The sequence below is a fragment of the Bradyrhizobium sp. BEA-2-5 genome, from assembly GCF_032918025.1.
Taxonomy (GTDB): domain Bacteria; phylum Pseudomonadota; class Alphaproteobacteria; order Rhizobiales; family Xanthobacteraceae; genus Bradyrhizobium; species Bradyrhizobium pachyrhizi.
In genome coordinates this window covers 2,156,888-2,178,474 of sequence record NZ_CP136629.1, presented here as the reverse complement: position 1 = coordinate 2,178,474, position 21,587 = coordinate 2,156,888, and the positions used below count along the sequence as shown (strand labels likewise).

The window sequence follows — 21,587 nt, the reverse complement described above, 5'->3', positions numbered from 1 at the left end:
CAGAAACGGCCCACCAAGAGGCCGCGATATCAAGAGGAAACGAACATGAATCTGGGGTGGCTGTCCAAGCTGTCCGCCGTCGAACGCAAGACCTTCTTCGCCGCCTTTGGCGGCCTTGCGCTCGATTCGATGGACACCACGATCTACGCGCTGGTCACGCCTGCGCTGATCGCGACGCTGAGCCTGTCGCGACCCGACGCCGGCATCCTTGCCTCAAGCTCGTTGGTCGGCACGGCTGTCGGCGGCTGGATCGCCGGAATTGCCGCGGACCGGTTCGGCCGTGTGCGCGTGCTGCAATTCACCATACTCCTGGTCGCGGTCTCCACCTTTGCCGCCGCCTTTGCCGACGGCTTCTGGTATCTGCTGGTCGCGCGCGCCATCCAGGGCATGGGCTATGGCGGCGAGGCCGCGGTCGGTGCCGTGCTGGTCGCCGAAGTGGTTTCGGCCGGCATGCGCGGCCGCGTCGCCGCCGCGATCCAGAGCGGATACGCCGTCGGCAATGCGCTGTCGGTGGCGCTGTTTCCCGTCATCTTCGGCTGGCTGTCGCAGGACATGGCCTGGCGCGTGTTCTTCGCGATCGGAATCCTCCCCGCCCTGCTGGTCTTCTTCGTCCGCCGCTTCGTGCCGGAATCCGCGATCTTCGTCGAGGAGAGGGCGCAGCGCGCCGCCTCGCCGACGCACAGCTTCTGGACCATCTTCACCGGCGAGCATCTGTTCAAGACGCTGGTCGCGACCTTCTTCACCACAGGCACGCTCGGCGCGGCCTATGTGATGATCACCTGGCTGCCGACCTATCTGCAAACCGGGCTGCATCTGCCGGTCACGCACACCGCCGGCTATCTCGCCGTCAACATCTTCGGATCGTTCGTCGGACCGATCGCCTTCGGCCTGATCGCCGACCGCATCGGCCGCCGCAAGGGTTTCATGCTGTTCCTGATCTGCCAGGCGCTGAACGTCGCGGTCTACACCCAGGCGCCGATCGGCCAGGGCATCACCGTCATCCTCGGATTCTTCCTCGGCGCGTTGCAGGCCGGCCTCGCCTCCGGCCTGATGCCGACCTTTGCCGAGCTGTTTCCGACCAGCATCCGCGCCAACGGCGCCGGATTCGCGCTGAGCGCAGGGCGGGGCCTCGGCTCGATCGTGCCGGCGACCGTCGGCATTCTCTCGACGCGGATGCATCTCGGCGACGCAATGGCGATCTGCGCCATCTGCGGCTACACCGCCGCCTTCTGCGCGGCATTGCTGCTGCCCGAGCAGCAAGGCATCGACCTCAGAACAATGGCAGCTGGCGCCGCGCCGGACGAAGCCGATCGCCTGCCGCACGAACGAGAGGCCGGACACCCAAACAACATCCGAAATGGCGTCGCGACCCAATGAACGCCATCACAACGAACGGGAGGATTGCAATGACTGGCGCGTCCGTCACTGAGCTCGAACAGCAGACCATCCGCCGCGTCTATTGGCGGCTGATCCCGATCCTGTTCGTGATGATGTTCTTCAACTATCTCGACCGCATCAATCTCGGCTACGCCGGGCTGACGATGAACAAGGACCTCGGTCTCAGCCCAGCGATCTTCGGCTTCGCGGCCAGCATCTTCTTCCTCGGCTATATGGTGCTCGAGGTGCCGAGCAACCTGATGCTGCACTGGCTCGGGGCGCGGATCTGGCTGGCGCGGATCCTGATCACCTGGGGCCTCGTCGCCGCGCTGACAGCCTTTGTCCGGAATCCGCTCAGCCTCTATGTGATGCGGTTCGGCCTCGGCGTCGCGGAAGCCGGCTTCATGCCCGGCGTGGTGCTTTACCTCACCTACTGGTTCCCGGCGCGCTATCGCGCCCGCGCGGTGGCGGGATACATCATCGCCGGCTCGTTCTCGGCGGTTTTGGGCGGGCCGATCTCGACCAGCATCATGACCTGGTTCGATGGCGCTGCCGGTCTCCACGGCTGGCAATGGATGTTCCTGGCCGAGGGCGTGCCGACCATTCTGCTCGGCCTGTTCACGCTCTATTATCTCACCGACCGCCCGGCCAAGGCGAGTTGGCTCACCAAGGAGCAAGCGGCCTGGCTGGAGGGCGAACTCGCCGCCGAGCGGGCCGAGATCGAGCAACAGGGGCAGCACAGGTTGATCGAATGCGTGCTCGATATCCGGGTCTGGCTGCTGGCGGCGCTGTTCGGCTGCGCGCTGGTCGGGATCTACGGCCTCTTGCTGTGGCTGCCGCAGATCATCAAGGGAATGGGCAATCTCAGCAACATCCAGGTCGGCTTCCTCTCGGCGATCCCGCCGCTGCTCGGCGTCATCGGCACCATCGCGGTCAGCCGCAGCTCGGACAAGACCGGCGATCGCAAGTTTCATCTTGCCGCGGTCTATCTGCTGGCCGCGGTTGCGATGCTCGGCAGCGCCTATGTGGCGAGCCCGGTGCTGGCCTTCGTGTTCCTGTGCATCGTCGGCTTCAGCCTCAACGCCGGCAATCCGCTGTTCTGGAGCATCAACGCCTCGCTGCTGACCGGTGCGGCCGGTGCCGCCTCGATCGCGCTGGTCAACACGCTGGCGCAGTTCGGCGGCCTGATCGGACCCTGGTGCATCGGCTTGATCAAGGACTCCACCGGAAGCTTCTCCTGGGCATTGGTCGGCATCGCCGGCTTCCTGTTCGTCGCCTCCGCCATCGCCGCCACCATGCGCGTCAAGCCGCGCGAGACGGAATTGATGGGCGCGATCCCGTCATCCGTCGCTCACTGACAACCTACCAAGGAAGCAACCATGATCATCGATTGTCACGGCCATTACACCACCGAGCCGGCCAAGCTGCAGATATTTCGTGACAAACAGCTCGCCGGCCTCGCCGACAAGTCGCGACGGCCGCTCACCACCAATCTCGGCATCACCGACGAGGAGATCCGCTCCAGCGTCGAGGGCGCACAGCTCCGCCTGCAGAAGGAGCGCGGCACCGACGTCACCATCTTCTCGCCGCGCGCCGCCGGCATGGCGCACCACGTCGGCAAGGAAGCGACCAGCCGCGAATGGACCACGATCTGCAACGACCTGGTGCACCGCGTCTGCACGCTGTTCCCGCAGAACTTCGTCCCCGTGTGCCAGCTGCCGCAGAGCCCGGGGGTCAAGCCTGCCAACTGCATCGAGGAGCTGGAACGCTGCGTGACCCAGCTCGGCTTCGTCGGCTGCAACCTCAATCCCGATCCGGCCGGCGGCTATTGGTGCGATCCGCCGCTGACCGACGAATGGTGGTATCCGCTGTACGAGAAGATGGTCGAGCTCGACGTGCCGGCGATGGTTCATGTCTCCTCGTCCTGCAATCCCTGCTTCCATGGCACCGGCGCGCATTACCTCAACGGCGACACCACCGCCTTCATGCAGTTCCTGACCTCGGATCTGTTCAAGCGCTTCCCGACCCTGCGGTTCATCATCCCGCATGGCGGCGGCGCGGTGCCCTATCACTGGGGCCGCTACCGCGGCCTGGCGCAGGACATGAAGTTGCCGCCGCTGTCGGAGCATCTCTTGAAGAACGTGTTCTTCGACACCTGCGTGTATCATCTGCCCGGCATCGAGCTGTTGACCAGGGTGATTCCGGTCGAGAACATCCTGTTTGCGTCGGAGATGGTCGGCGCCGTGCGCGGCATCGATCCTGAAACGGGTCATCACTTCGACGACACCCGCCGCTATATCGACGCGCTGCCGCTGAGTGCTGCGGACAAGGCCAAGATCTTTGAAGGCAATGCCCGCCGCGTCTATCCTCGCCTCAACGCCCATCTCGACCGCCGCGCGCATTGAGCGACCGCGCCGCCAACACACCGGAGAAAACCGATGGCCATAGGATTTGCTATTCACAAGGCGAAGCGGAAAGTGTCGCCCGATCTCGTCGCGCGCTACCGCACCCTACCGGTCGCCAATATCAGCGATTCGATGTCGCGCATCGCAGGCACCAACCGGCTGCGGCCGATGCACGCGGGCGGCTGGCTCGGCGGCCCGGCGCTGACGGTCAAGACCCGGCCCGGCGACAATCTGATGGTCCACAAGGCGATCGACCTGGCGCAGCCGGGCGACGTCATCGTGGTCGATGCCGGCGGTGTGCTGGTCAACGCCATCATCGGCGAGATCATGTCGACGCTGGCTGAGAAGAAGGGCGTCGCGGGCTTCGTGATCGACGGCTCGATCCGCGATGCTGGCGCGATCCGCGCCGGATCGTTCCCGGTGTTCGCCGCCGGCGTCGCCCATCGCGGCCCCTACAAGGACGGCCCGGGCGAGATCAACTGCGCCATCTCGATCGACGGCATGATCGTCGAGCCCGGCGACCTCATCGTGGCCGACGACGACGGCGTGCTCTGCGTGCCCTATGACGACGCCGAAGCCATCTGCAAGCTCACCGAGGCCAAGAAGGCCACCGAGGAAAAGGCCATCCAGCAGATCCTCGCCGGCACCAGCGACCGCCGCTGGGTTGACGAGGCCCTGCAGCGCCTCGGCTGCGAGTTCAAGGACTAGACGACGACGGTCCCAAAAGGCGGCGATGCCTGCCTTTTGGGCACCAATTTGCGCCAAGTCGGCCGGAATCATCCCGCCCGTATCGGGTGCGCTTGCCCATCCATCAAAATCGGGAATTTTTCCCGATTACAGTTGGAAAAGAATCCCGGCCTTCCGGGACTGATGTTGTTTGCCAAAGCCACGCCGCTCCCGCAGTCTCCGAGCCAAGGTTCGTCGGGGATCAAGCGGACCGTGGCTTGGGGGTGGGCGTCATGGCTGGTGCGTTGTTGCGTGCGGCAACACGGTCTTTGTCTTCTTCGGTCTATACGCGCGGCGCTGCGGCCGTGCTGGCTGTTATTGGCTCTGCACTGCCCTCGACTGTCCTGCACGCTCAGACGGCCGATCCGGTCCCCACTGAACTGCCGCCCGTCAACGTGATTGCGCCCACACCGCTGGCCGGCACCCGCAGCGCAAAGCCGGCGGCACGGCCGGTGGTTCGGACCACGCGAACCGCGCGAACCCGAACCGGACCTGTTGCTCCGGCAGCGGGACCCGATGTCGGCACCGCTGCACCCGGCCCCTCCGACCGCGACTCCACCCTGATTGATCGCGACAAGGTCCCGTCCAACACCGCGGTGATGACGACGCAGGATTTCAGCCACAACTACTCGACCAACTTCCTCGATGCTGTGAACCGCAAGCTGCCCGGCGTCACGCTCGGCGACCAGACCGGCAATCCGTTCCAGCGCAATCTCGACTACCGCGGCTTTACCGCCTCGCCGGTCCAGGGCACGCCGCAGGGCATCGCGGTCTATCAGAACGGCGTGCGCATCAACGAATCCTGGGGCGACGTGGTCAACTGGGATTTCATCCCGGAAAAGGCCATCGACAGCGTCGCATTGTTTCCCAACAATCCGGTGTTCGGCCTCAACGCGATCGGCGGCGCGCTGAGCATCCAGATGAAGAACGGCTTCACCTATCAGGGCTCCGAGGCTGAACTGTTCGGCGGCTCTTACGGGCGCGTGCAGGGCAGCGTGCAGGCCGGCGGCCAGAGGGACAACATCTCCGCCTACGCTGCGTTCGAATCCGCGTATGATCGCGGCTGGCGCGACTACGCCAATTCATCGCACATCAACCGCATGTATGTGGATGTTGGCGCACGCAACGACGACACCGAATTTCACGTCAATTTCACCGGCGCCAGCAACCTGCTCGGCAACGTTGCGGCAACGCCGGTCCAAATGCTCAATCAGCGCTGGTCGAGCGTCTACACCTGGCCGCAGACGACGCTGCTTCAGCTCGCCTTCGTCAACGCGACGCTGAACCACAATTTCTCCGACACCTGGTCCTTCCAGGGCAATGCCTATTTCCGCGGCTTCCGGCAGACCCATGTCGACGGCAACGGCACCGACGTGCATGCCTGCGACGGTGGAGACAGTTTGTGCATCGGCGACGACCTGCCGATTTTCGGTCCGGCGGGCGGTCCCTCGGTTCCGAACACGCTGGGCAACGCCTTCCTTGGCGAAGTCGACCGCAACCGGGCCGCGACCAACAGCTTCGGCGGCACAGCCCAGCTGACCAACTCGGACAAGCTGTTCGGACACGATAACCACGTCGTGATGGGCGTCAGCGTCGACCACGGCAACACGAAATTCACGGCGACCAGCGAGCTCGGAACGATCGATCCGAACAACCTGTTCGTGACCGGCACCGGCATCTTCATCAACCAGCCCGACGCCGGTCTCGCCCCGGTCGACCTGCGCGCCACCAACACCTACACCGGCGTCTATCTCACCGATACCTTCGACGTGACGAACAGGTTCTCGGTCACTGCCGGTGGACGATTCAACTATGCCCAGATCGATCTGCAGGACCAGACCGGGACTAACGATGCGCTCAACAGCAGCAACCGCTTCCAGCGCCTCAACCCGGTGATCGGCGGCACCTACAAGATCACGCCGAACCTCACCTTTTATGCCGGCTATTCAGAGGCCAACCGCGCGCCGACGCCGCTCGAGCTCGGCTGCTCCGATCCGGCCCGCCCCTGCGTCATCGATTCCTTCCTGGTGTCCGATCCGCCGCTCAAGCAGGTCGTGTCGCACACCGTCGAGGCCGGCTTCCGCGGCACCTGGGGCAACGACGCCAGGACCGGCATGCTGAGCTGGGGCGTCGGCGCGTTCCACACTCTGTCCGACGACGACATCATCCGGGTGCAGAGCCCCATCGGCACAGGCAATTTCGGCTATTTCCAGAATGCGGGGCAGACCCTGCGGCAGGGCATCGAAGCCAAGCTCGACTACCGCGTCAATCGCTGGAACGCCTATGCCAACTACACCTTCATCGATGCGACCTATCGAAGCGCAAATACGTTGCCGGCTCCCGACAACCCGAACGCCCTGACCGACCCGAACAACGATGACGTCCGGTTCATCAACGTCAAGCCGGGCGACCATATCCCGGGCATTCCGGCGCACCGCTTCAAGGCAGGTGTCGAGTACCTCGCCACCGACGCATGGAAGGTCGGCGCCGACATCAATGTGGTGGGCAGCCAATGGCTGGTCGGCGACGACACCAACCAGAGCCAGAAGGTCCCGGCCTACGCGGTCGTGAACCTGCACACCTCCTACAGGATCACACCAAATATCGAGGTGTTCGGCCTGATCAACAACGTCTTCAACCAGCATTATTATCTCGGCGGCGCGTTCTACGAGACCGGCGGCTTTGCCAGCGCCGGAGCTGCGCCCAACCTGATGGCCCAGCTGACCGATCCGCGCACCTTCGTCCCCGGCATGCCGCTCGCGGCCTATGCCGGCATCAGGGCGAAGTTCTAGGGCAATTCCTGAAGACGCTACGCCACCGTCCCGCCGTCGACCGGCATCGCGATGCCGGTGACGAACGACGCCTTGTCCGACAGCAGGAACACCGCGACCTCCGCAATCTCCTCGGGGCGCGCCGCGCGGCCCATCGGATTGCGGGTGACCGCGGCCTTGATCAGCTCCTCCGGATCGGCCTCGTTGTGGCCCAGCTGGTCCGGCCGGTTGACGAACACCCGCAGCATCGGCGTGTCGATCGCACCGGGGCAGATCGCGTTGACGCGGACGCCGTCCTTGGCGTGGCGCTTGGCGAGCGCGCGCGCCAGCCCGATCACGCCGGCCTTGGCCGCCGAATAGGTCGGACTCCACGGCGAGCCGACCAGGCCCGAGGTCGATGCGGTGAACAGGATGCTGCCCTGGCGCCGCGCGGTCATCTGGCCGAGCGCCGCGTTGGTGGTGATCAGCTGCGAGCGCAGATTGAGATCGACGCTGAGATCCCAGCCCTCGAGATCGTCGATCACGGACGGACCGGGAATGCCGAGATGATTCCACACGCAGTCGAGCGCGCCGAATTCCTTCACCGTCGCAGTGACGATATCGCGCGCAAAGCCGTCGTCGCGCAGATCGCCGGCCAGCGCCAGCGCGCGCCCGCCGCCCTTTTTGATCTCGTCGACCACCGCCTTCGCGCCGGCCTCGTTCTGGTCGACCACCGCGACCGCCGCGCCCTCGCGCGCGAGGATGCGTGCCCCGGCGCGGCCGGCGCCCGATGCCGCGGCGGTGACGAGTGCGATCTTGCCCTGCATGTCCATGTTTCGATCCTGACTGTGCCCGTGACTTCGAGCCTTCTTGGTTTGACGTTCTGGTTGAATCAGGACCGCAGCGCTGCCGTCTTGCGCTGACGCGCTAAAGCATGATCCGGAAAAGTGCGCAGCGGTTTTCCGAAAAGATCGTGCTCAAACAAGGAGCTAAAGCGCGATGGCGCTTCAACCTGATCTCGTCGCGCTTTAGCGCCCGCCGAACAGGACCGGAGACTGGCCGGGCAGCAGCTGCGAATGAATGTCGCTGTCCATGCGCTCGGCCCCCTGCTGGGTAAAGCTCGCGCCGAAAGACAGGCTGAGATTCGAAGTCGGCCGGAACTCGAGGCCCGCGCGCGCGGAATAGCCCGCGTTGACACCGGGATTGCCGCTGAACGGCGCCAGCGGTCCGCCGGCACCGGGCGGATTGTATTTCAGCGTGTCGAAGCCGGCGAAGAACGTCACGGGCGTATTACCGACACCCCTGAAATTGTAGCCGAACTGCGCGCCCTGATATTCCAGCGAGCCGAACGCCGCCGATTGGCCGAGCGCGTTCCAGCCGACGCGGCCACCTTCGCTGCCGGCGAACCAGCCGTCGGGCCGGCCGTTCAGATATGAGAAATCGCCGCCTTGCGCGCCGGCGGCGTCAAAGCTCGGAAAGTTTCCGTAGGTATCTGCCTTCTGGCCATCGGCAAGGCTGCCGCCGAAACCGAACAGCGAGCCCGGCGTCCAGTAGCGCACCGGGCCGGCCTGAGCACTGGCCTGCTGGCCGCTCAGGCACAGCGCCAACACTGCTATTGCGAGGCCGAGTTTACTTACCAAAGTGGTCATCAGGTTACCGTCACGAGCGCCGGGATTATACGGCCCACCGAGCGGGAACGCCAGCCTGCACCCCTACCCCGCCGCGAGCAGCTTCTGTTTCAGCAAATCCGTCAGCCAGTCGGCAAACACCTGCAGCCGCCGCGATAGATGCTGGCGGTGCGGATAGAGCAAGGTCATCGGCATCGGCGCGGCGCGGTGCCGCGTCATCAGCTCAATGAGCTCTCCGGCATCGATATGCCGCTTCACGTCGTAGGCGGGAATCTGGATCAGGCCGAGGCCGGCGAGGCAGCAGGCGATATAGGCCTCGGCGCTGTTGACGGTGACGCGGCCGCGCATCGCGACCGTGCGGGTTGCGCCCTGCTCGCACCACTCCCATTCCTCGATGCGGCCGGTGGAGGGCGAGGCGTAGTTGACTGCCCAATGCGCGCCGAGATCGTCGGGCGTTCGCGGCGCGCCGTGGCGCGCGAGATATCCGGGGCTTGCGACATTGATCAGCGTCAGATCGCCGAGCGGCCGCGCGATCAGACCGGAATCGCTGAGCGGGCCGACGCGCACGACGCAATCGGCGGAATCCTCGATCAGGTTGATGGCGCGATCGGTGACGCCGAGATCGATGTCGATTTGCGGATAGCGATCAAGGAAAGCCGGCAACGCCGGTGCGATGATCAGGCGGCCGATCCGCCCGGGCACGTCGACCCTGAGCCTGCCGGACGGTTCGGCGGCGGCGTGGCGGAACAGGGTCTCGGCTTCCTCGACATCGGCAACGACGCGCAAGGCTCGTTCGTAGAAGGCCGCGCCGTCATGCGTGGGCGACACCTTTCGCGTCGTGCGATGGAGCAGCCGCGCGCCAACGCGCTGCTCCAGTTCCGCGACCGCTGACGAGACCGACGAGCGCGGCAGGCCCAGCGTATCGGCCGCCCGCGTAAAACTCGCGCACTCGACGACGCGAGCGAAGATGCGGAACAGGTCGATGCGGTCCAAAATCGTCCCCGATTGTTCGCCATTCCCGACAAGTGATATCAAGATGCATGGCTTTATCGGCAAATTCTAGACGATATCGTCCTCTCCAGAAAGCGGCCGCAGGGCGCTGCCGCGAGACCTGGAGAGGCGAACGCCATGACCGACCACAGCATCAAAGGCAAGACCGTCATCATCGCCGGCGGCGCCAAGAATCTCGGCGGCCTGATCGCGCGCGATCTGCCGCCCACGGCGCCAAGGCGATCGCGATCCACTACAATAGCGCGGCCACTAAGGCCGATGCCGACGCGACGGTGGCGGCGCTGCAGGCCGCAGGTAGCAAGGCGGTAGCCTTCCAGGCCAACCTCACGACATCGGGCGCGATGGAGAAGCTGTTCGCCGACGCGGTCGCTGCGATCGGCCGCCCCGACATCGCGATCAACACCGTCGGCAAGGTGTTGAAGAAACCGATGGTCGAGATCTCGGAGGCCGAATATGACGCGATGAGCGCGGTCAACGCCAAGTCCGCGTTCTTCTTCCTCAAGGAGGCCGGCCGCCGCGTCAACGACAACGGCAAGATCTGCACGCTGGTGACGTCGCTGCTCGGCGCCTACACGCCGTTCTATGCAGCCTATGCCGGCACCAAGGCGCCGGTCGAGCATTTCACCCGCGCGGCATCGAAGGAGTTCGGCGCGCGCGGTATCTCGGTCACCGCGATCGGACCCGGACCGATGGACACGCCGTTCTTCTATCCGGCCGAAGGCGCGGACCCGGTCGCCTATCACAAATCGGCGGCAGCATTGTCCGGCTTCTCCAGGACCGGGCTCACCGACATCAAGGACATCGTGCCCTGGATCCGCCTGCTGGTGTCGGACGGCTGGTGGATGACCGGCCAGACCATCCTCGTCAACGGCGGCTACACCACGAAGTGAGGCGCGATCTCAGTCGCCTTTACCATTCGAATCGCGTGCCGACTCCGACGGATGTCGAGCCCTTCGCATCGACATCCGACTCGACGCGGATATGGCGCGTCACGTCGACATTGGCCGACACTCCTGACTGGCTGGCGCTCGCGCCCGTCCGCACGCCCACGCTCAGCCTGTCGCCGATCGCGCGCGAGGCACCGACCATCGGACCGCCCGCTCCGGCGCCCACATCCAGATTGTCGACCCCGAGCGAGCGGCGCATGCGGTCCACCGTTCCCTCGCCACCGCTCGCGAACTGAGCGGCGGCCCCTGCGAGTTGCACGGCCTGCGAGGTCGTCAGGCTGCCCGAAGCTTTCTGAAAGAGAATGCGCGACAGGATCTCGTCCTGCGGCAACTCGGGCTGCGAATGGAAGGCGAAGACCGGCGCGGCCGCCGGGCCCGAGATTCCGACCTGCGCGGTGATGTCAGAGGCCTGTATCTCTGCCGCGAAATCGAGCTCGGGCGCGAGATCGCCATTGAAGGAGAGATTGCCCTTGGTGAAGGTCAGCGTCTTTCCGAGCACCACCAGCTTGCCCTGATAGAGCGAGAAGGCCCCCTTCGGGACCGGCGCGTTGCTCGTGCCGCCGACATGAACGGAGCCGCCGAGTTCCGCGGTTACCCCGCGGCCATGGATGAAGACGTGGTTGGGCGCCGAAACTGTCACGTCGAGCGCAGCATTGAAAAGCGCCGGACGCTTCTTGTTGCCTTTCGGCGTCTCGGCCTTGCGCGCAGCTGCGAGCCGTGCAGCGGCCTGTCCCGAGGCGTTCACATGGTTGATGCCGTCGATCGGCTTCAGCGTCGACGGCAGGCGATCCGGAATATCGACGTTGACGCGAGTCAAGTCGACGCGACCGACGATCCGCGGATCGCGCGCCAGGGCGCCTGTGACGTCGATAGCGAGATTGGCCTGCGCGGTCGCCAGCGCGCTGGAAGCAAGCGTCGCCTGCTGACCGCGAATCGAGATCGTGCCTGGAAAACCTGCATCCGGGGCGACCCGTACCTGACCGGCGCCGGACAACGTACCGCCGTTGGGCGTTACCGCGGCCAGGCGCTCCACGACGATGCGCTCTCCTTCGGCGGTGATTTTCGCCTCGACGGCATCGAGGCGCGTGCCGAGCATGCTGTCGCGGAAGGTACCCCCGCTCATGGTGGCGACACCGCCGATCTGTGGCTTGGTACGCGTGCCGCCGACACGGGCATCGAGCGTAACGCTGCCGGACACGGTACGGCCGGAGGCGGCAAGCGCGGCATTGGCGACGGCGGCATCGAGGCGGCCCTTCGCGGTCAGCGCGATCAGACCCGTGGCGTCGAGCGGCACCGTGCCCGACGCCGTGATCGCGCCGGCTCTTCCCGCGGCAATTGTGGTGTTCAGGCTCGCACGGCTGCCATCGAGTCGTCCGTCCGCGGCAACGTCGATCGGCGGCAGGCCGGCGTTTCTGGTCTGTGGCGCCGTGAGCTGCCTGACCGCGACCTTGTACTGGCCGATCGGCGCGCTGATGGAGCCCGCAATCGCCGCTGACGCGTCGAGGGTCCCGCTCAGGCCCAGACCGGGTATCGCGACATCGGCCTCGCCGAGCGGGATCGCGCTGGCCATGGCCTTGAGGTCGAGCACCTGGCCGGCTTTGCCGTCCACCGTGAAGCGGCCGCGTCCAATCGCGAGCGCCAGATGCTCGATCAGCACCGTGCGATCGTCGAGCGTGAAGCCCGCGGGGCCCTGCAGCGCAATCGCTTTGGCGCCACGGCGCGCGGTGAAGCGGTTGAGATCGAACCGCACCCGTTCCCTTGTGGTCAATGCACCCGCGGCATCGAGATCGAACCCGGCAGCCTTGGCGGACAGGCCGATCGTGCTCGCATCGGCATTGCCCGTGGCCGCCAGCGTGACGTTTGAGACTGTCTGACCGCCGAACTCGGCACCATTGACCTGCACATCAGCATTGAGCACCGGATGGCTGTAGAGATCGGCGCCATCGGCGCGCAGATCGAAACTGCGGACGGCCGCACCCGCGGCACGGATTCCCGCGCCCTTGCCGGCAAGCCGGACCGACTGTTGGCCGCCGTCGGCCGAAGCGGCAAGGTCGAGTGAGGCCGAACCGGCGAGTTCTGTGAGGGCAAGCGGCGAGAGGTCGGCGAGCGTCCCGGCCGCGAAGCGAATCTGCCCGCTGGCTAATCTCTGTGCGTCGATCGTTGCCGCCCCCTTCAGGAATACCGACCCGATCGCGATGTCGATGGTCTTTGCGTGCCATCCGGCAAAGGCGGGAGCTGCGCGATCGTCGGACTCCGACGATCGACGGCTCACCTGAACAATCCCGCGCGCTGGCTTGCCGTCGACGAAGCCGTCGAGTTTGGCCTCGACAGCACAAACTCCGCTGATGTCGCTGACCGTCGCGGCGAGCGCCAGATGCGGAATCGGACGCCGCATCGCGGTGGCGCGATCCACCGAGGCCACGAACGAAACCCCGGGATGCGCGAGCCCGCCGGTCAGGCCGACGTCGAGAGCTCCCGCGCCGGTAAGGCGCGCATCGGCCGCCGAGAGATCCGGCAGGTCGATACGTGCCAACAGGTCACTCGAGTCGCGCGTCACTGTTCCTTTGGCGCGAACCGCAACGTGGGCGCCATCGATCGACGCGTCGCGGACCGTGTAAGTGTCGCGGCCATCAGCAGAGATATCGACTGCGAGTGCGAGCCGCGCCCCCGCGAGCCCATCGAGCGCCGCAAGTCCCGTCGCAAGCTTCTCGCCGGCACCTGACATTCTGATATCGAAGCTGCCACGCTGTAAATCCGTGTCGAGATCGAGGCCGAACGCCACCGAGCCCTTGAGCTTCAGCCCGGCAAGGTCGGTAAAGGCGCCGAGGTCGGGCATGGTTCCGGTTGCCCGGCCATTCAGGCGATCGGCGCTGACATCGCCTGCATAAGTTGCCTGAACCGTTGATGTGCCGATCTCGAGACGCTCGATCCTGGCGCGGCCGCCCAGGTCCGTATCGCCGTGGAGCACGATCGACGCGCTGTTGCCGATCGCGGCCGCCAAACTCGCGTCGCGTGGCACAATGCCGGAAGCGCGCAGGTTCGCGTCAAGGACGATACGCGTTGCCGGATCGCTGGCCTCGGCACGAGGAACGGCCGTGATCGAAGCATCAAGCGTCTCGACGTCTCCGTCCGGCAGATGAGCACCCGATAGCGCGAGCTTGACCGATGCTGTCGGAGCCTTGATTGGGCCGTTGACGCGGCTGTCGAAGACGAGGCTGCGGATCGAGCCTTGGTCAGTCTCGGTCACGTCGCCGTTGCTTGGCAAGGCGCGGATCGAAGCCGCGAAATCCACGACCTTGTCGGCTGCGAGCTGACCTTTCGCATCGAGCCGCGCGAGACGGCTCGTAAGCGTCAGCCCATCCAGGGTGACGCTGCCGTCGTCACCAAAATGCGTCGTGCTGTCGAGACTGGTTTCACCGGCGAAGACCGGCGCGGCGATCGCCGGCAACAACGGTTCGAGGTGGCTGGCAAGGCGCGTTGCGAGCACTCGGGCCGTGCCGTTTCGGTCGAGCGTAATCGTGCCGGTCGCATCGATCGAGGGGCCGGCCTGCAACTTCAGGGCACCGCGAAAGCTGTCGAGCGTGCCCTTGCCGCCCAGTGCGAATGTGACGGGCGGCTCGCCCGGCAGATGGCCGAGCTTCGACATGAGTCCGTGGGCCGGCTCGTCGAGCGTGACGTCGAGGGTAAGCGCATTTCCCTGTGGAACGTAGGCGAGCGCGGCCTTGAAGTGGCCCGGGAAATCCTTGCGGGTGGCATCGAGGTTGAAGACGAGCCCTTCCGAAGGCGAGCCGAGCTCGGTATTGCCGGTCGCCGCGACACTCAAAGCTTCACCCAGAATCGACCGTCCCAGCGTCAGGGCCCGCAGGTCGAAAGCCTTCACCTGCACCTTCACCGGAAGGTCAGGCAGGATCGGCTGATCGGACTCGGCGGCAGGCTGGTCGGACGGAAGCGGTTTTCGCTTGATCTCAAGCGTGCCGATCTCGAGACGGTCGATTTCCAGCCGTCCTAGCAACAATGCGCTGCGTCGCCAGACGAGGCGCGCCTTGTCGAGCGTCAGCCAGACACCGTCCTTGTCGGTGATGCTAACGTCGCGGACCGTTGCATCCGAGGACAGCACACCATCGACGGCGCCGACATGGACCCGGGTCGCCGGCGTCGAGAGCGTCCGCGAGACGAGAGTGGCTAGCACATCCTGCTGGTTCTCGCCGCCCCGAACCGCCATGCCGTAGAGCACGAGCACCGCAGCGGCAATGAGGCCCAAGGCCACGACGGCGGAAACGACGATGAACAGCCGTCGGATGCGCATCAGAAGGCTTGCCCAATGCTGACATAGATCGCGTACCGGCTGTCGCCGGGGCGAGGGTTCAGCGGTGTCGCAACGTCAAGGCGGATCGGGCCGACTGGCGTGAGATAACGCAAGCCAAGTCCCGCGCCGTAGCCCACATAGTCGTCGAAGCCTGGCAGGGATGATCGGGAGGCGGTGCCAAAGTCGAAGAATGGCACGAGACCGATGGTGGGCGTGATCCTGACCCGCACCTCGGCGGAGCCCTCGATCAAGCCGCGACCACCGGTGATTTGGCCGAACATCATCGGCGAAATGGTGTTGAAGCCGTAACCGCGCACGGATCCGCCGCCGCCGGCGAAGAAGCGATGTGCATCCGGAATCTGGTCGAGCGGCGCGCCCGCAAGCGAGCCTGCGGCCAACCGACCCGCCAGAACGTAGTCGGCCTGCTCGTCGAGCGCATAGTAGGCCGAGCCCGCAACCCGCGCTTCGAACAGATCGATCGTGGAACCCATCAGCTTCGGATAGGCATTGACGGTCGCCGAGAGGCGCACACCGCGCGTGGGGTCGAGCGGATTGTCTGTCGTGTCGTAGCGGCCGGTCGCCGTGAAGCCGATCAATGTCGCATCGACCCGCCCCAGCACGTCCTGCGATTTTGATTGCTCGACCTGAAGACCGGCCTGCAGCGAAGCCGCCTCCGAAAAGCGATGGATCACGCCGAACGTGCCGCGCACCGTGTCGTCAGTGTAACCGCCGAGGTCGTTGTTGCCGACACGCTCGCGGAACGCAGTGGCCTCGATCAGCAGATCGTTGGCCGTACCGAATAAGCCTGGCTTGATGAAGGTTCCGGTAAACCGTGCGCCAAAATCCGAGCCGCTCAGATTATTGAAGCCGGTGAAGGACGTACCGTCGATCCGTTGCAGGAGCGAGGCAGACGCTTCGAGCCTCAGGCGCTCGCCGCCGCCGAATATGTTCCGATCCTCGTAGTAGCCAGCAATGCCGGGACCATCGACAGTGGAATATTTCGCCGAGAGGCCCACCGCGTGCCTGGGCCTTTCCGTCAAATCGATGAAGACCGGCAGATTGCCATTGGCATCGAGCTTCTCGGCCTCGCGGACGCGAATTCCCCCGATGGCCGGGATCTTTGCGATCGAGGTTTTCGCCAGGGCAAGCCGCTCTGGCGAATAGGGCTCGCCTTCCCTCAGGTAGACATGCGTGGCCACCACTCTCGGATCGACATCTCCGCCCGAGATCATCACGGCGCCGATGCCGGCCTTGGAGCCCGCTTCGACCCGCAACCGAAAGTCCATCGCAGCGGCGCCATGATCGACGGTGGCCTTGACGTCGGCGACCTTCGCGAGCGGATGTCCGTTGCTGCGGAACCAGTCGACGAGCTTCACTTGCGCGGCGCGCAGGTCGGCGGAAATCGCAGGATCCCCGGACTTCAGCGCAAACGCGCGTCGCGGCAAGCCCTGCGGCGCTTGGTCGCGCGGATAATCTACATCAACGGCGCGCAGCTTGAACAACGGACCAAGTCGCGCGATGACCTTGACGGGCACAACCGTCCGATTGCGAAAGCTGTCGGCCCGGTGCGCGGCCGCGGCAAGCCCAGTCTCGTCGAGGGAGATTGGAACTCCATCTATCGTCACATCGATCTGGGCGTTGTAGCGGCCAAGCCCCCAAAGTGCATCGAGCAGCGGATTGATATCCGCCTGCAGCCGGCGCGCGAGACCATCCCCGTCCGGCGGCGGTTCCTGTCGAAGGCGATAGGTGCTGGCGGCATCGCGCAATGCTTGTTCGGCGTCGCTATCGTTCTTGCCCTCCGGCGTCTTGGCTTCGATCTCCAACCGATAGGACAGCGTCGTGGCGCTGACCGGCGGCGGATCGTCGGAACCGAACAGACCAAAGAAGTCGAGCGCGTGAGCCTGCTCGCACAGCGAGCAACCGACGACAGCGACGCACGCCGAACGCAGAACGCGTCGCGCTGCAGCGATGAAATATCTTCGCCTTGCCCGCGCCGGCAAAGGCGGCAGGCATCGTCGCACCACGATTTGCTTGATTGTTCCGCTCCGCCTGCCTGTTGACACGACCCGAGTCTCCGCACCTCGGGTTCCGGCGATCCCCTGTCTCCGCATTCAACAGGCACCACACGCGAAGTTGATAGACTCATGATGGACAATGTTGGGCAAACGTAAGGGAACCTCGACGTTCGTCGCAGTTATCCGACCTCCAATGCGCGCCACCATCGGTTCCGGCAACCGCATCTTGCGAGCAATCCGCCACGCGCGTGATCAGGATTACGTGGCGCTGATGCTGGAATCGTCGACAGTTAAAAGCAGAGTGCAAGCTCGGCCGATCCTATCCGCAAATGCAGGGGAACAAGTTCAGGCCGAGCCGGCAGGCTGCTGCCGCGGCCGATCAACGCGGAGCCCGTCGGGCGGCGCGTTGCGCAGGCGCTTTAACCAATCCAGGCCCTGCCACTGATTTGCCCGACGGCGCAAGCCGCCGCAGCTGTGGTCTTACCTCCCGCGTTCTTTATTACGCGGGACCTATGGGTGCGATCGGCACCCGGCTTTCCCTGCGCCCTCTGTTTTTAGAGTGGCGAAACGAAATGCAAAGCTCGGACAGATCATGTCGCAAGAGCGCGGAAGTATGACTCACCGGCAGCGCAATACATTCGGTGTCGTCCCAGCGAAGGCCGGGACCCATAACCACGAATGCGAATTGGGTTGCAGAGCTGCGACCACAGCTCATTTCAACAACACAGCCCTGTGGTATGGGTCCCTGCTTTCGCAGGGACGACGTGGGGAAGGAGTCGTGTGCTTTCATTCTCCCCGGTATTATGCCCGCGAAGGCGGGCGATCCAGTACGCCGCGGCCTCTCGGCGTCTCTGGACCGGATCACCCGCATGCGCGGTGATGACACAGAACAAGCTCCGCGGCATTGCGCCGCGAGCCGCGCTGCGGCGCAACAATCAAAATGAGACTGCCCGTTAAGCCACCCGGCGCCGACGACATCCGCGCCGCGCCCGCCTTCGGCTAGCTTTGCCGGCAACAACCGGACGTCCACCAGCCTTCGCACGCCAAGCGGACGCCGGCGACAACACAGAGGGAGGAGCGCGATGTTGAAAGGCAGTTTGGGACTGATTGCGTTGAGCAGCCTGTTGCTTTCGGGCACGGCGTTCGCTCAGGAGAAGATCAAGGTGGGCGTGACCGCAACACTCGAAGGCACTTACACCGTGCTTGGCGAGGATGGGATGCGCGGCCATCAGACGGCACTCAATGTGCTGGGCAAGAAGATCGGCGATAAGGAACTCGAATTCATCGTCGCCTCGACCGACGCAACGCCGGACTCAGCCGTGCGCGCTGTGCGCAAGCTGATCGAGCAGGACAAGGTCCAGATCCTGCTGTCGCCGCTCTCTGGCGACGAGGGCATCGCGGTGAAGAACTTTGCAAAGACCCATCCCGAGCTGACCTTCATCAATGCGGCCTCGGGCGCGCAGGAAACGACCTATGTCGACCCTGCCCCGAACTTCTTCCGCTACAATATGGACGGCGCCCAGTGGCAGGTCGGCCTCGGCAAATACGCCTATGAGGACAAGAAGTACCGCAAGATCGCAACCGTCGGCGAAGACTATTCCTTCATCTACACCCAGGTGTTCGGACTGGTGCTCGAGTTCTGCGGAATGGGCGGGCAAGTCACCAACCGACAATGGGTGCCGTTGGGAACGAAGGACTTCGCCTCCGTCATCGCCGCCCTGCCCGACGACGTCGACGCCATCTATCTCGGGCTCGGCGGCGCGGACGCCGTCAACTTCCTCAACCAATATCAGCAGGCCGGCGGCAAGGCGCATCTGATGGGAGGTTCCATCATGATCGACCAGACCATCCTGTCGTCAAAAGGGAATGCGAAGAACGCCCTCATCGGCACCATTGCAGCGAGCGGCCAGGCCGACACCTGGGACGATCCGGGCTGGCAGAAGTTCGTGAAGGCCTATCAGGACGCCTTCCCGCCCAACAAGCGCTTCCCGAGCCCCTCGCTGCTGGCGACCAACTATTATGATTCAACCATGGCGCTGATCCTCGCGCTGCGTCAGGTCAACGGTGATCTCTCCAACAACCAGGCGAAATTCAAGGAAGCGCTGGCGAAGATCGAGCTCGATGCACCAAACGGCAAGATCAAGCTCGACTCCAACCGCCAGGCCATCGGCACCAACTTCGTCACCGAGGTGGTCGACGACGGCAAGGGCGCGCTGTTCAGCAAGGTCGTGAAGGTGATTCCGAACGTGAACCAGACGCTCGGCTACGATCCAGCCGTCTTCTCCAAGATCGGACTGCCAAGCCGCACCGTTCCGGAATGTAAGAAGTACTGACGTATTTGTTGCAGTGCAGGCTGAACGGCCGCGGCATGGTGCGCGGTTGCATCAAGAGCCCTGCTCGCCCTTGCTTTCCGCGGGCGGATGATGAACGCTTGTCGAAAAGACAAGAACATCCCGCGGGAGGGGAGGCATGAGCAGGGCGCTTGCCGTCTTCCACGGCCGGTTCGGTCGCGCGACGGTCTATCAGTTGAACCGTCCCTTCAACGTGCATGCGCACCGCGAGGGGCATCTGATCTTTCATGTCGGCGGAACGCCGGCGCAGATCGACGTCTCGGAGCAGCGGCTGCTGCTCAAGGACGATACCGTGGTCGCGGTCAACCCGTGGGAACCGCACAACTTTCTGCCGACCGACATGGACCACGGCGCGATCTTCTTCGTGCTCTATGTCAACGCCGAATGGTTCGCGCCGCAGCCCGCGACGGCACAGGGCCTGCGGTTCGGCCGCACCTTCTTTCCGCGCACCGAAGCGCTCGACCGGCTGATCCGCCGCACCGCAGCACTGGTGTGCGGCGCGCCGTCGCTGCGCAGCCTCGATTGCGAACTCCGGCAGCTGATCAACTCCTGCTACGAGGAGAGCTGGCAGGCCGCGCAGGACGCGCGCGCGGCGGCCGCGGTAACCGACTTCAGGGTCCGCAAATCGATCAAGCTGATGTCGGAAAGCCCCGGCGCCGAGATCGAGCTCGATGCGATCGCGCGCGAGGCCGGGCTGTCCCGGCCGCATTTCTACCGGCTGTTCCGCACCCAGACCGGCGTCACCCCTCACCTCTACATGAACACGCTGATCATGGAACAGGCGCTCGAAGCGCTGGTGGCGAGCGAAACGCCGATCGCCGACATCGGCTTCGATCTCGGCTTCTCCTCGCAGAGCGGATTCACCCGCTTCTTCGCCGCCAATGTGGGGATGGCCCCGACCGATTATCGTCGCGCAGCCAAGGTTTTGCGGCCGTGAAGGAGTTCCGGAGCACACGATAAAAGATACTGTCGATCAAATCCTGAGCTCTCGCCCTCGGTAGGATACTGGACACGCGGCCCGGCAGACGGCCGCGACCAGTGAGGGAACGCGACGGAGATGGCCAGGTTCATCGAACGCCATCCGGCCTGGGCGCTGATCGTAATCATCGCGGTCGCGGTGCTCGCGTGGCTGGTGTTCGCGATCTGGCCGCCGGGGCTGGAGGCCGCAATCGGCCGCAAGCGCGTCTTCCTCAACGCCGTCTTCAACGGCATCACGCTCGGGGGCCTCTACTTCCTCGTCGCCAGCGGCTTCACGCTGATCTTCGGCCTGATGCGCAACGTCAACCTCGCCCACGGCTCGCTCTATCTGTTCGGCGGCTATGTCGGCTACGCCATCAGCACCTCGACCGGGTCCTGGGTCCTCAGCTTCATCGCCGCCTTCATCCTGACCGCTCTCGTCGGCGTCCTGCTTCAGGTCATCGTGTTCCGCCGAATGGAGGGACAGGATCTCAGGCAGACCATGGTGACGATCGGGCTTTCGATCGTGTTCGCCGACCTCATGCTGTGGGCCTGCGGCGGCGACTTCTACCAGATCCAGACCCCGAACTGGCTGATCGGGCCGGTAGAGCTGCCACTGATCACCGCGATCAAATCCTCCGGCGAACCGGTCTATCTCAGATATCCCTCGGTGCGGCTCGTGATCTTCGCGGCGTCCGTCGTGATCGGGATCGCGATGTGGCTGGCGCTCAACCGCACGCGGATCGGCATGATCGTGCGTGCCGGCGTCGACGACCGCGACATCCTGGCTGCGACCGGCGTGCGCATCCAGCTCGTCTTCGTGCTGGTGTTCGCGTTCGGCGCGGGACTTGCCGGCATCGCCGGCGTCGTCGGCGGCACATTCCAGTCATTGTCGCCGGGCGAAGACATCCGCTTCCTGCTCGCCTCGCTCGTGGTCGTGATCGTCGGCGGCATGGGCTCGATCCCCGGCGCCGCGCTCGGCGCGCTCATCATCGGCCTCGCCGAGCAGCTCGGCTCGGTCTACATCCCGACCTATGCCATCGTCGTGACCTTCCTGATCATGGTGCTGGTGCTGGCGCTGCGGCCGCAGGGCCTGCTCGCGAGGCGATGACAG

General features: G+C 64.8%; 13 protein-coding genes and 1 pseudogene. 9 read left to right on the top strand and 5 right to left on the bottom strand.

All coding sequences use genetic code 11. The features are described from left to right. Positions 1-45: 45 nt before the first annotated feature. From RX327_RS10140 to RX327_RS10120, 5 genes are all read left to right on the top strand, one after another. Positions 46-1,377 carry an MFS transporter gene (locus RX327_RS10140; RefSeq protein ID WP_050387444.1) on the top strand — a complete coding sequence of 444 codons (1,332 nt, stop codon included), beginning with the start codon at positions 46-48 and terminating at the stop codon, positions 1,375-1,377. Positions 1,378-1,406: 29 nt separating this feature from the next. Beyond that, on the top strand, positions 1,407-2,735 hold the full coding sequence (locus RX327_RS10135) for an MFS transporter (protein ID WP_050387445.1): 1,329 nt from the start codon (positions 1,407-1,409) through the stop codon (positions 2,733-2,735). Positions 2,736-2,756: 21 nt separating this feature from the next. Continuing rightward, positions 2,757-3,782: an amidohydrolase family protein gene (locus RX327_RS10130; RefSeq protein WP_050387446.1), complete on the top strand. Its 1,026-nt coding sequence runs from the start codon at positions 2,757-2,759 to the stop codon at positions 3,780-3,782. Between the two features lie 33 nt (positions 3,783-3,815). Next, complete coding sequence (locus tag RX327_RS10125) at positions 3,816-4,490, top strand: RraA family protein (RefSeq protein WP_028333303.1); 675 nt, start codon at positions 3,816-3,818, stop codon at positions 4,488-4,490. 617 nt (positions 4,491-5,107) lie between these two features. Then, entirely contained in the window at positions 5,108-7,300 is a 2,193-nt protein-coding gene (locus tag RX327_RS10120) for a TonB-dependent receptor (protein ID WP_028333304.1), read from the top strand. Positions 7,301-7,317: 17 nt separating this feature from the next. Here the strand turns inward: RX327_RS10120 and RX327_RS10115 are convergent, their stop codons facing one another. The 3 genes from RX327_RS10115 to RX327_RS10105 all read right to left on the bottom strand — a co-directional run bounded on the left by RX327_RS10115 (position 7,318) and on the right by RX327_RS10105 (position 9,879). After that, positions 7,318-8,091 (bottom strand): SDR family NAD(P)-dependent oxidoreductase, encoded by a 774-nt coding sequence (locus RX327_RS10115; protein ID WP_050387447.1) that lies wholly within the window; start codon positions 8,089-8,091, stop codon positions 7,318-7,320. Positions 8,092-8,286: 195 nt separating this feature from the next. After that, a complete protein-coding gene (locus RX327_RS10110) occupies positions 8,287-8,907 on the bottom strand; it encodes a hypothetical protein (RefSeq protein WP_028333306.1) in 621 nt (206 codons plus the stop codon). A 63-nt stretch (positions 8,908-8,970) separates the two neighbouring features. Then, positions 8,971-9,879 carry a LysR family transcriptional regulator gene (locus tag RX327_RS10105; protein ID WP_050387448.1) on the bottom strand — a complete coding sequence of 303 codons (909 nt, stop codon included), beginning with the start codon at positions 9,877-9,879 and terminating at the stop codon, positions 8,971-8,973. Positions 9,880-10,014: 135 nt separating this feature from the next. Here RX327_RS10105 and RX327_RS10100 point away from each other — a divergent pair. Continuing rightward, a pseudogene (locus RX327_RS10100) lies at positions 10,015-10,787 on the top strand (SDR family oxidoreductase). A gap of 19 nt (positions 10,788-10,806) precedes the next feature. Here the strand turns inward: RX327_RS10100 and RX327_RS10095 are convergent. After that, entirely contained in the window at positions 10,807-15,150 is a 4,344-nt protein-coding gene (locus RX327_RS10095; protein ID WP_050387449.1) for a translocation/assembly module TamB domain-containing protein, read from the bottom strand. Continuing rightward, positions 15,150-17,213 (bottom strand): autotransporter assembly complex protein TamA, encoded by a 2,064-nt coding sequence (locus RX327_RS10090; RefSeq protein ID WP_317250160.1) that lies wholly within the window; start codon positions 17,211-17,213, stop codon positions 15,150-15,152. The genes RX327_RS10095 and RX327_RS10090 overlap by 1 nt, the downstream gene beginning before the upstream one ends. Positions 17,214-18,247: 1,034 nt before the next feature. On the opposite strand from RX327_RS10090, the gene RX327_RS10085 reads away from it, so the two are divergent. The 3 genes from RX327_RS10085 (at position 18,248) to RX327_RS10075 (ending at position 21,584) form a co-directional block, all read left to right on the top strand. After that, entirely contained in the window at positions 18,248-19,498 is a 1,251-nt protein-coding gene (locus RX327_RS10085; protein WP_317250159.1) for an ABC transporter substrate-binding protein, read from the top strand. Between the two features lie 136 nt (positions 19,499-19,634). Then, complete coding sequence (locus tag RX327_RS10080; RefSeq protein WP_317250158.1) at positions 19,635-20,453, top strand: AraC family transcriptional regulator; 819 nt, start codon at positions 19,635-19,637, stop codon at positions 20,451-20,453. Between the two features lie 120 nt (positions 20,454-20,573). Next, positions 20,574-21,584, top strand: coding sequence for a branched-chain amino acid ABC transporter permease (locus RX327_RS10075; protein ID WP_317250157.1), 1,011 nt, complete (start codon positions 20,574-20,576; stop codon positions 21,582-21,584). The last annotated feature ends 3 nt before the right edge of the window (positions 21,585-21,587 follow it).

Excerpts from the sequence above, each read along its gene's own strand:
- RX327_RS10140 (WP_050387444.1), top strand. The coding sequence starts at position 46 with ATGAATCTGGGGTGGCTGTCCAAGCTGTCCGCCGTCGAACGCAAGACC.
- RX327_RS10135 (WP_050387445.1), top strand. The coding sequence starts at position 1,407 with ATGACTGGCGCGTCCGTCACTGAGCTCGAACAGCAGACCATCCGCCGC.
- RX327_RS10130 (WP_050387446.1), top strand. The coding sequence starts at position 2,757 with ATGATCATCGATTGTCACGGCCATTACACCACCGAGCCGGCCAAGCTG.
- RX327_RS10125 (WP_028333303.1), top strand. The coding sequence starts at position 3,816 with ATGGCCATAGGATTTGCTATTCACAAGGCGAAGCGGAAAGTGTCGCCC.
- RX327_RS10120 (WP_028333304.1), top strand. The coding sequence starts at position 5,108 with ATGACGACGCAGGATTTCAGCCACAACTACTCGACCAACTTCCTCGAT.
- RX327_RS10115 (WP_050387447.1), bottom strand. The coding sequence starts at position 8,091 with ATGGACATGCAGGGCAAGATCGCACTCGTCACCGCCGCGGCATCGGGC.
- RX327_RS10110 (WP_028333306.1), bottom strand. The coding sequence starts at position 8,907 with ATGACCACTTTGGTAAGTAAACTCGGCCTCGCAATAGCAGTGTTGGCG.
- RX327_RS10095 (WP_050387449.1), bottom strand. The coding sequence starts at position 15,150 with ATGCGCATCCGACGGCTGTTCATCGTCGTTTCCGCCGTCGTGGCCTTG.
- RX327_RS10085 (WP_317250159.1), top strand. The coding sequence starts at position 18,248 with ATGTTGAAAGGCAGTTTGGGACTGATTGCGTTGAGCAGCCTGTTGCTT.
- RX327_RS10080 (WP_317250158.1), top strand. The coding sequence starts at position 19,635 with ATGAGCAGGGCGCTTGCCGTCTTCCACGGCCGGTTCGGTCGCGCGACG.
- RX327_RS10075 (WP_317250157.1), top strand. The coding sequence starts at position 20,574 with ATGGCCAGGTTCATCGAACGCCATCCGGCCTGGGCGCTGATCGTAATC.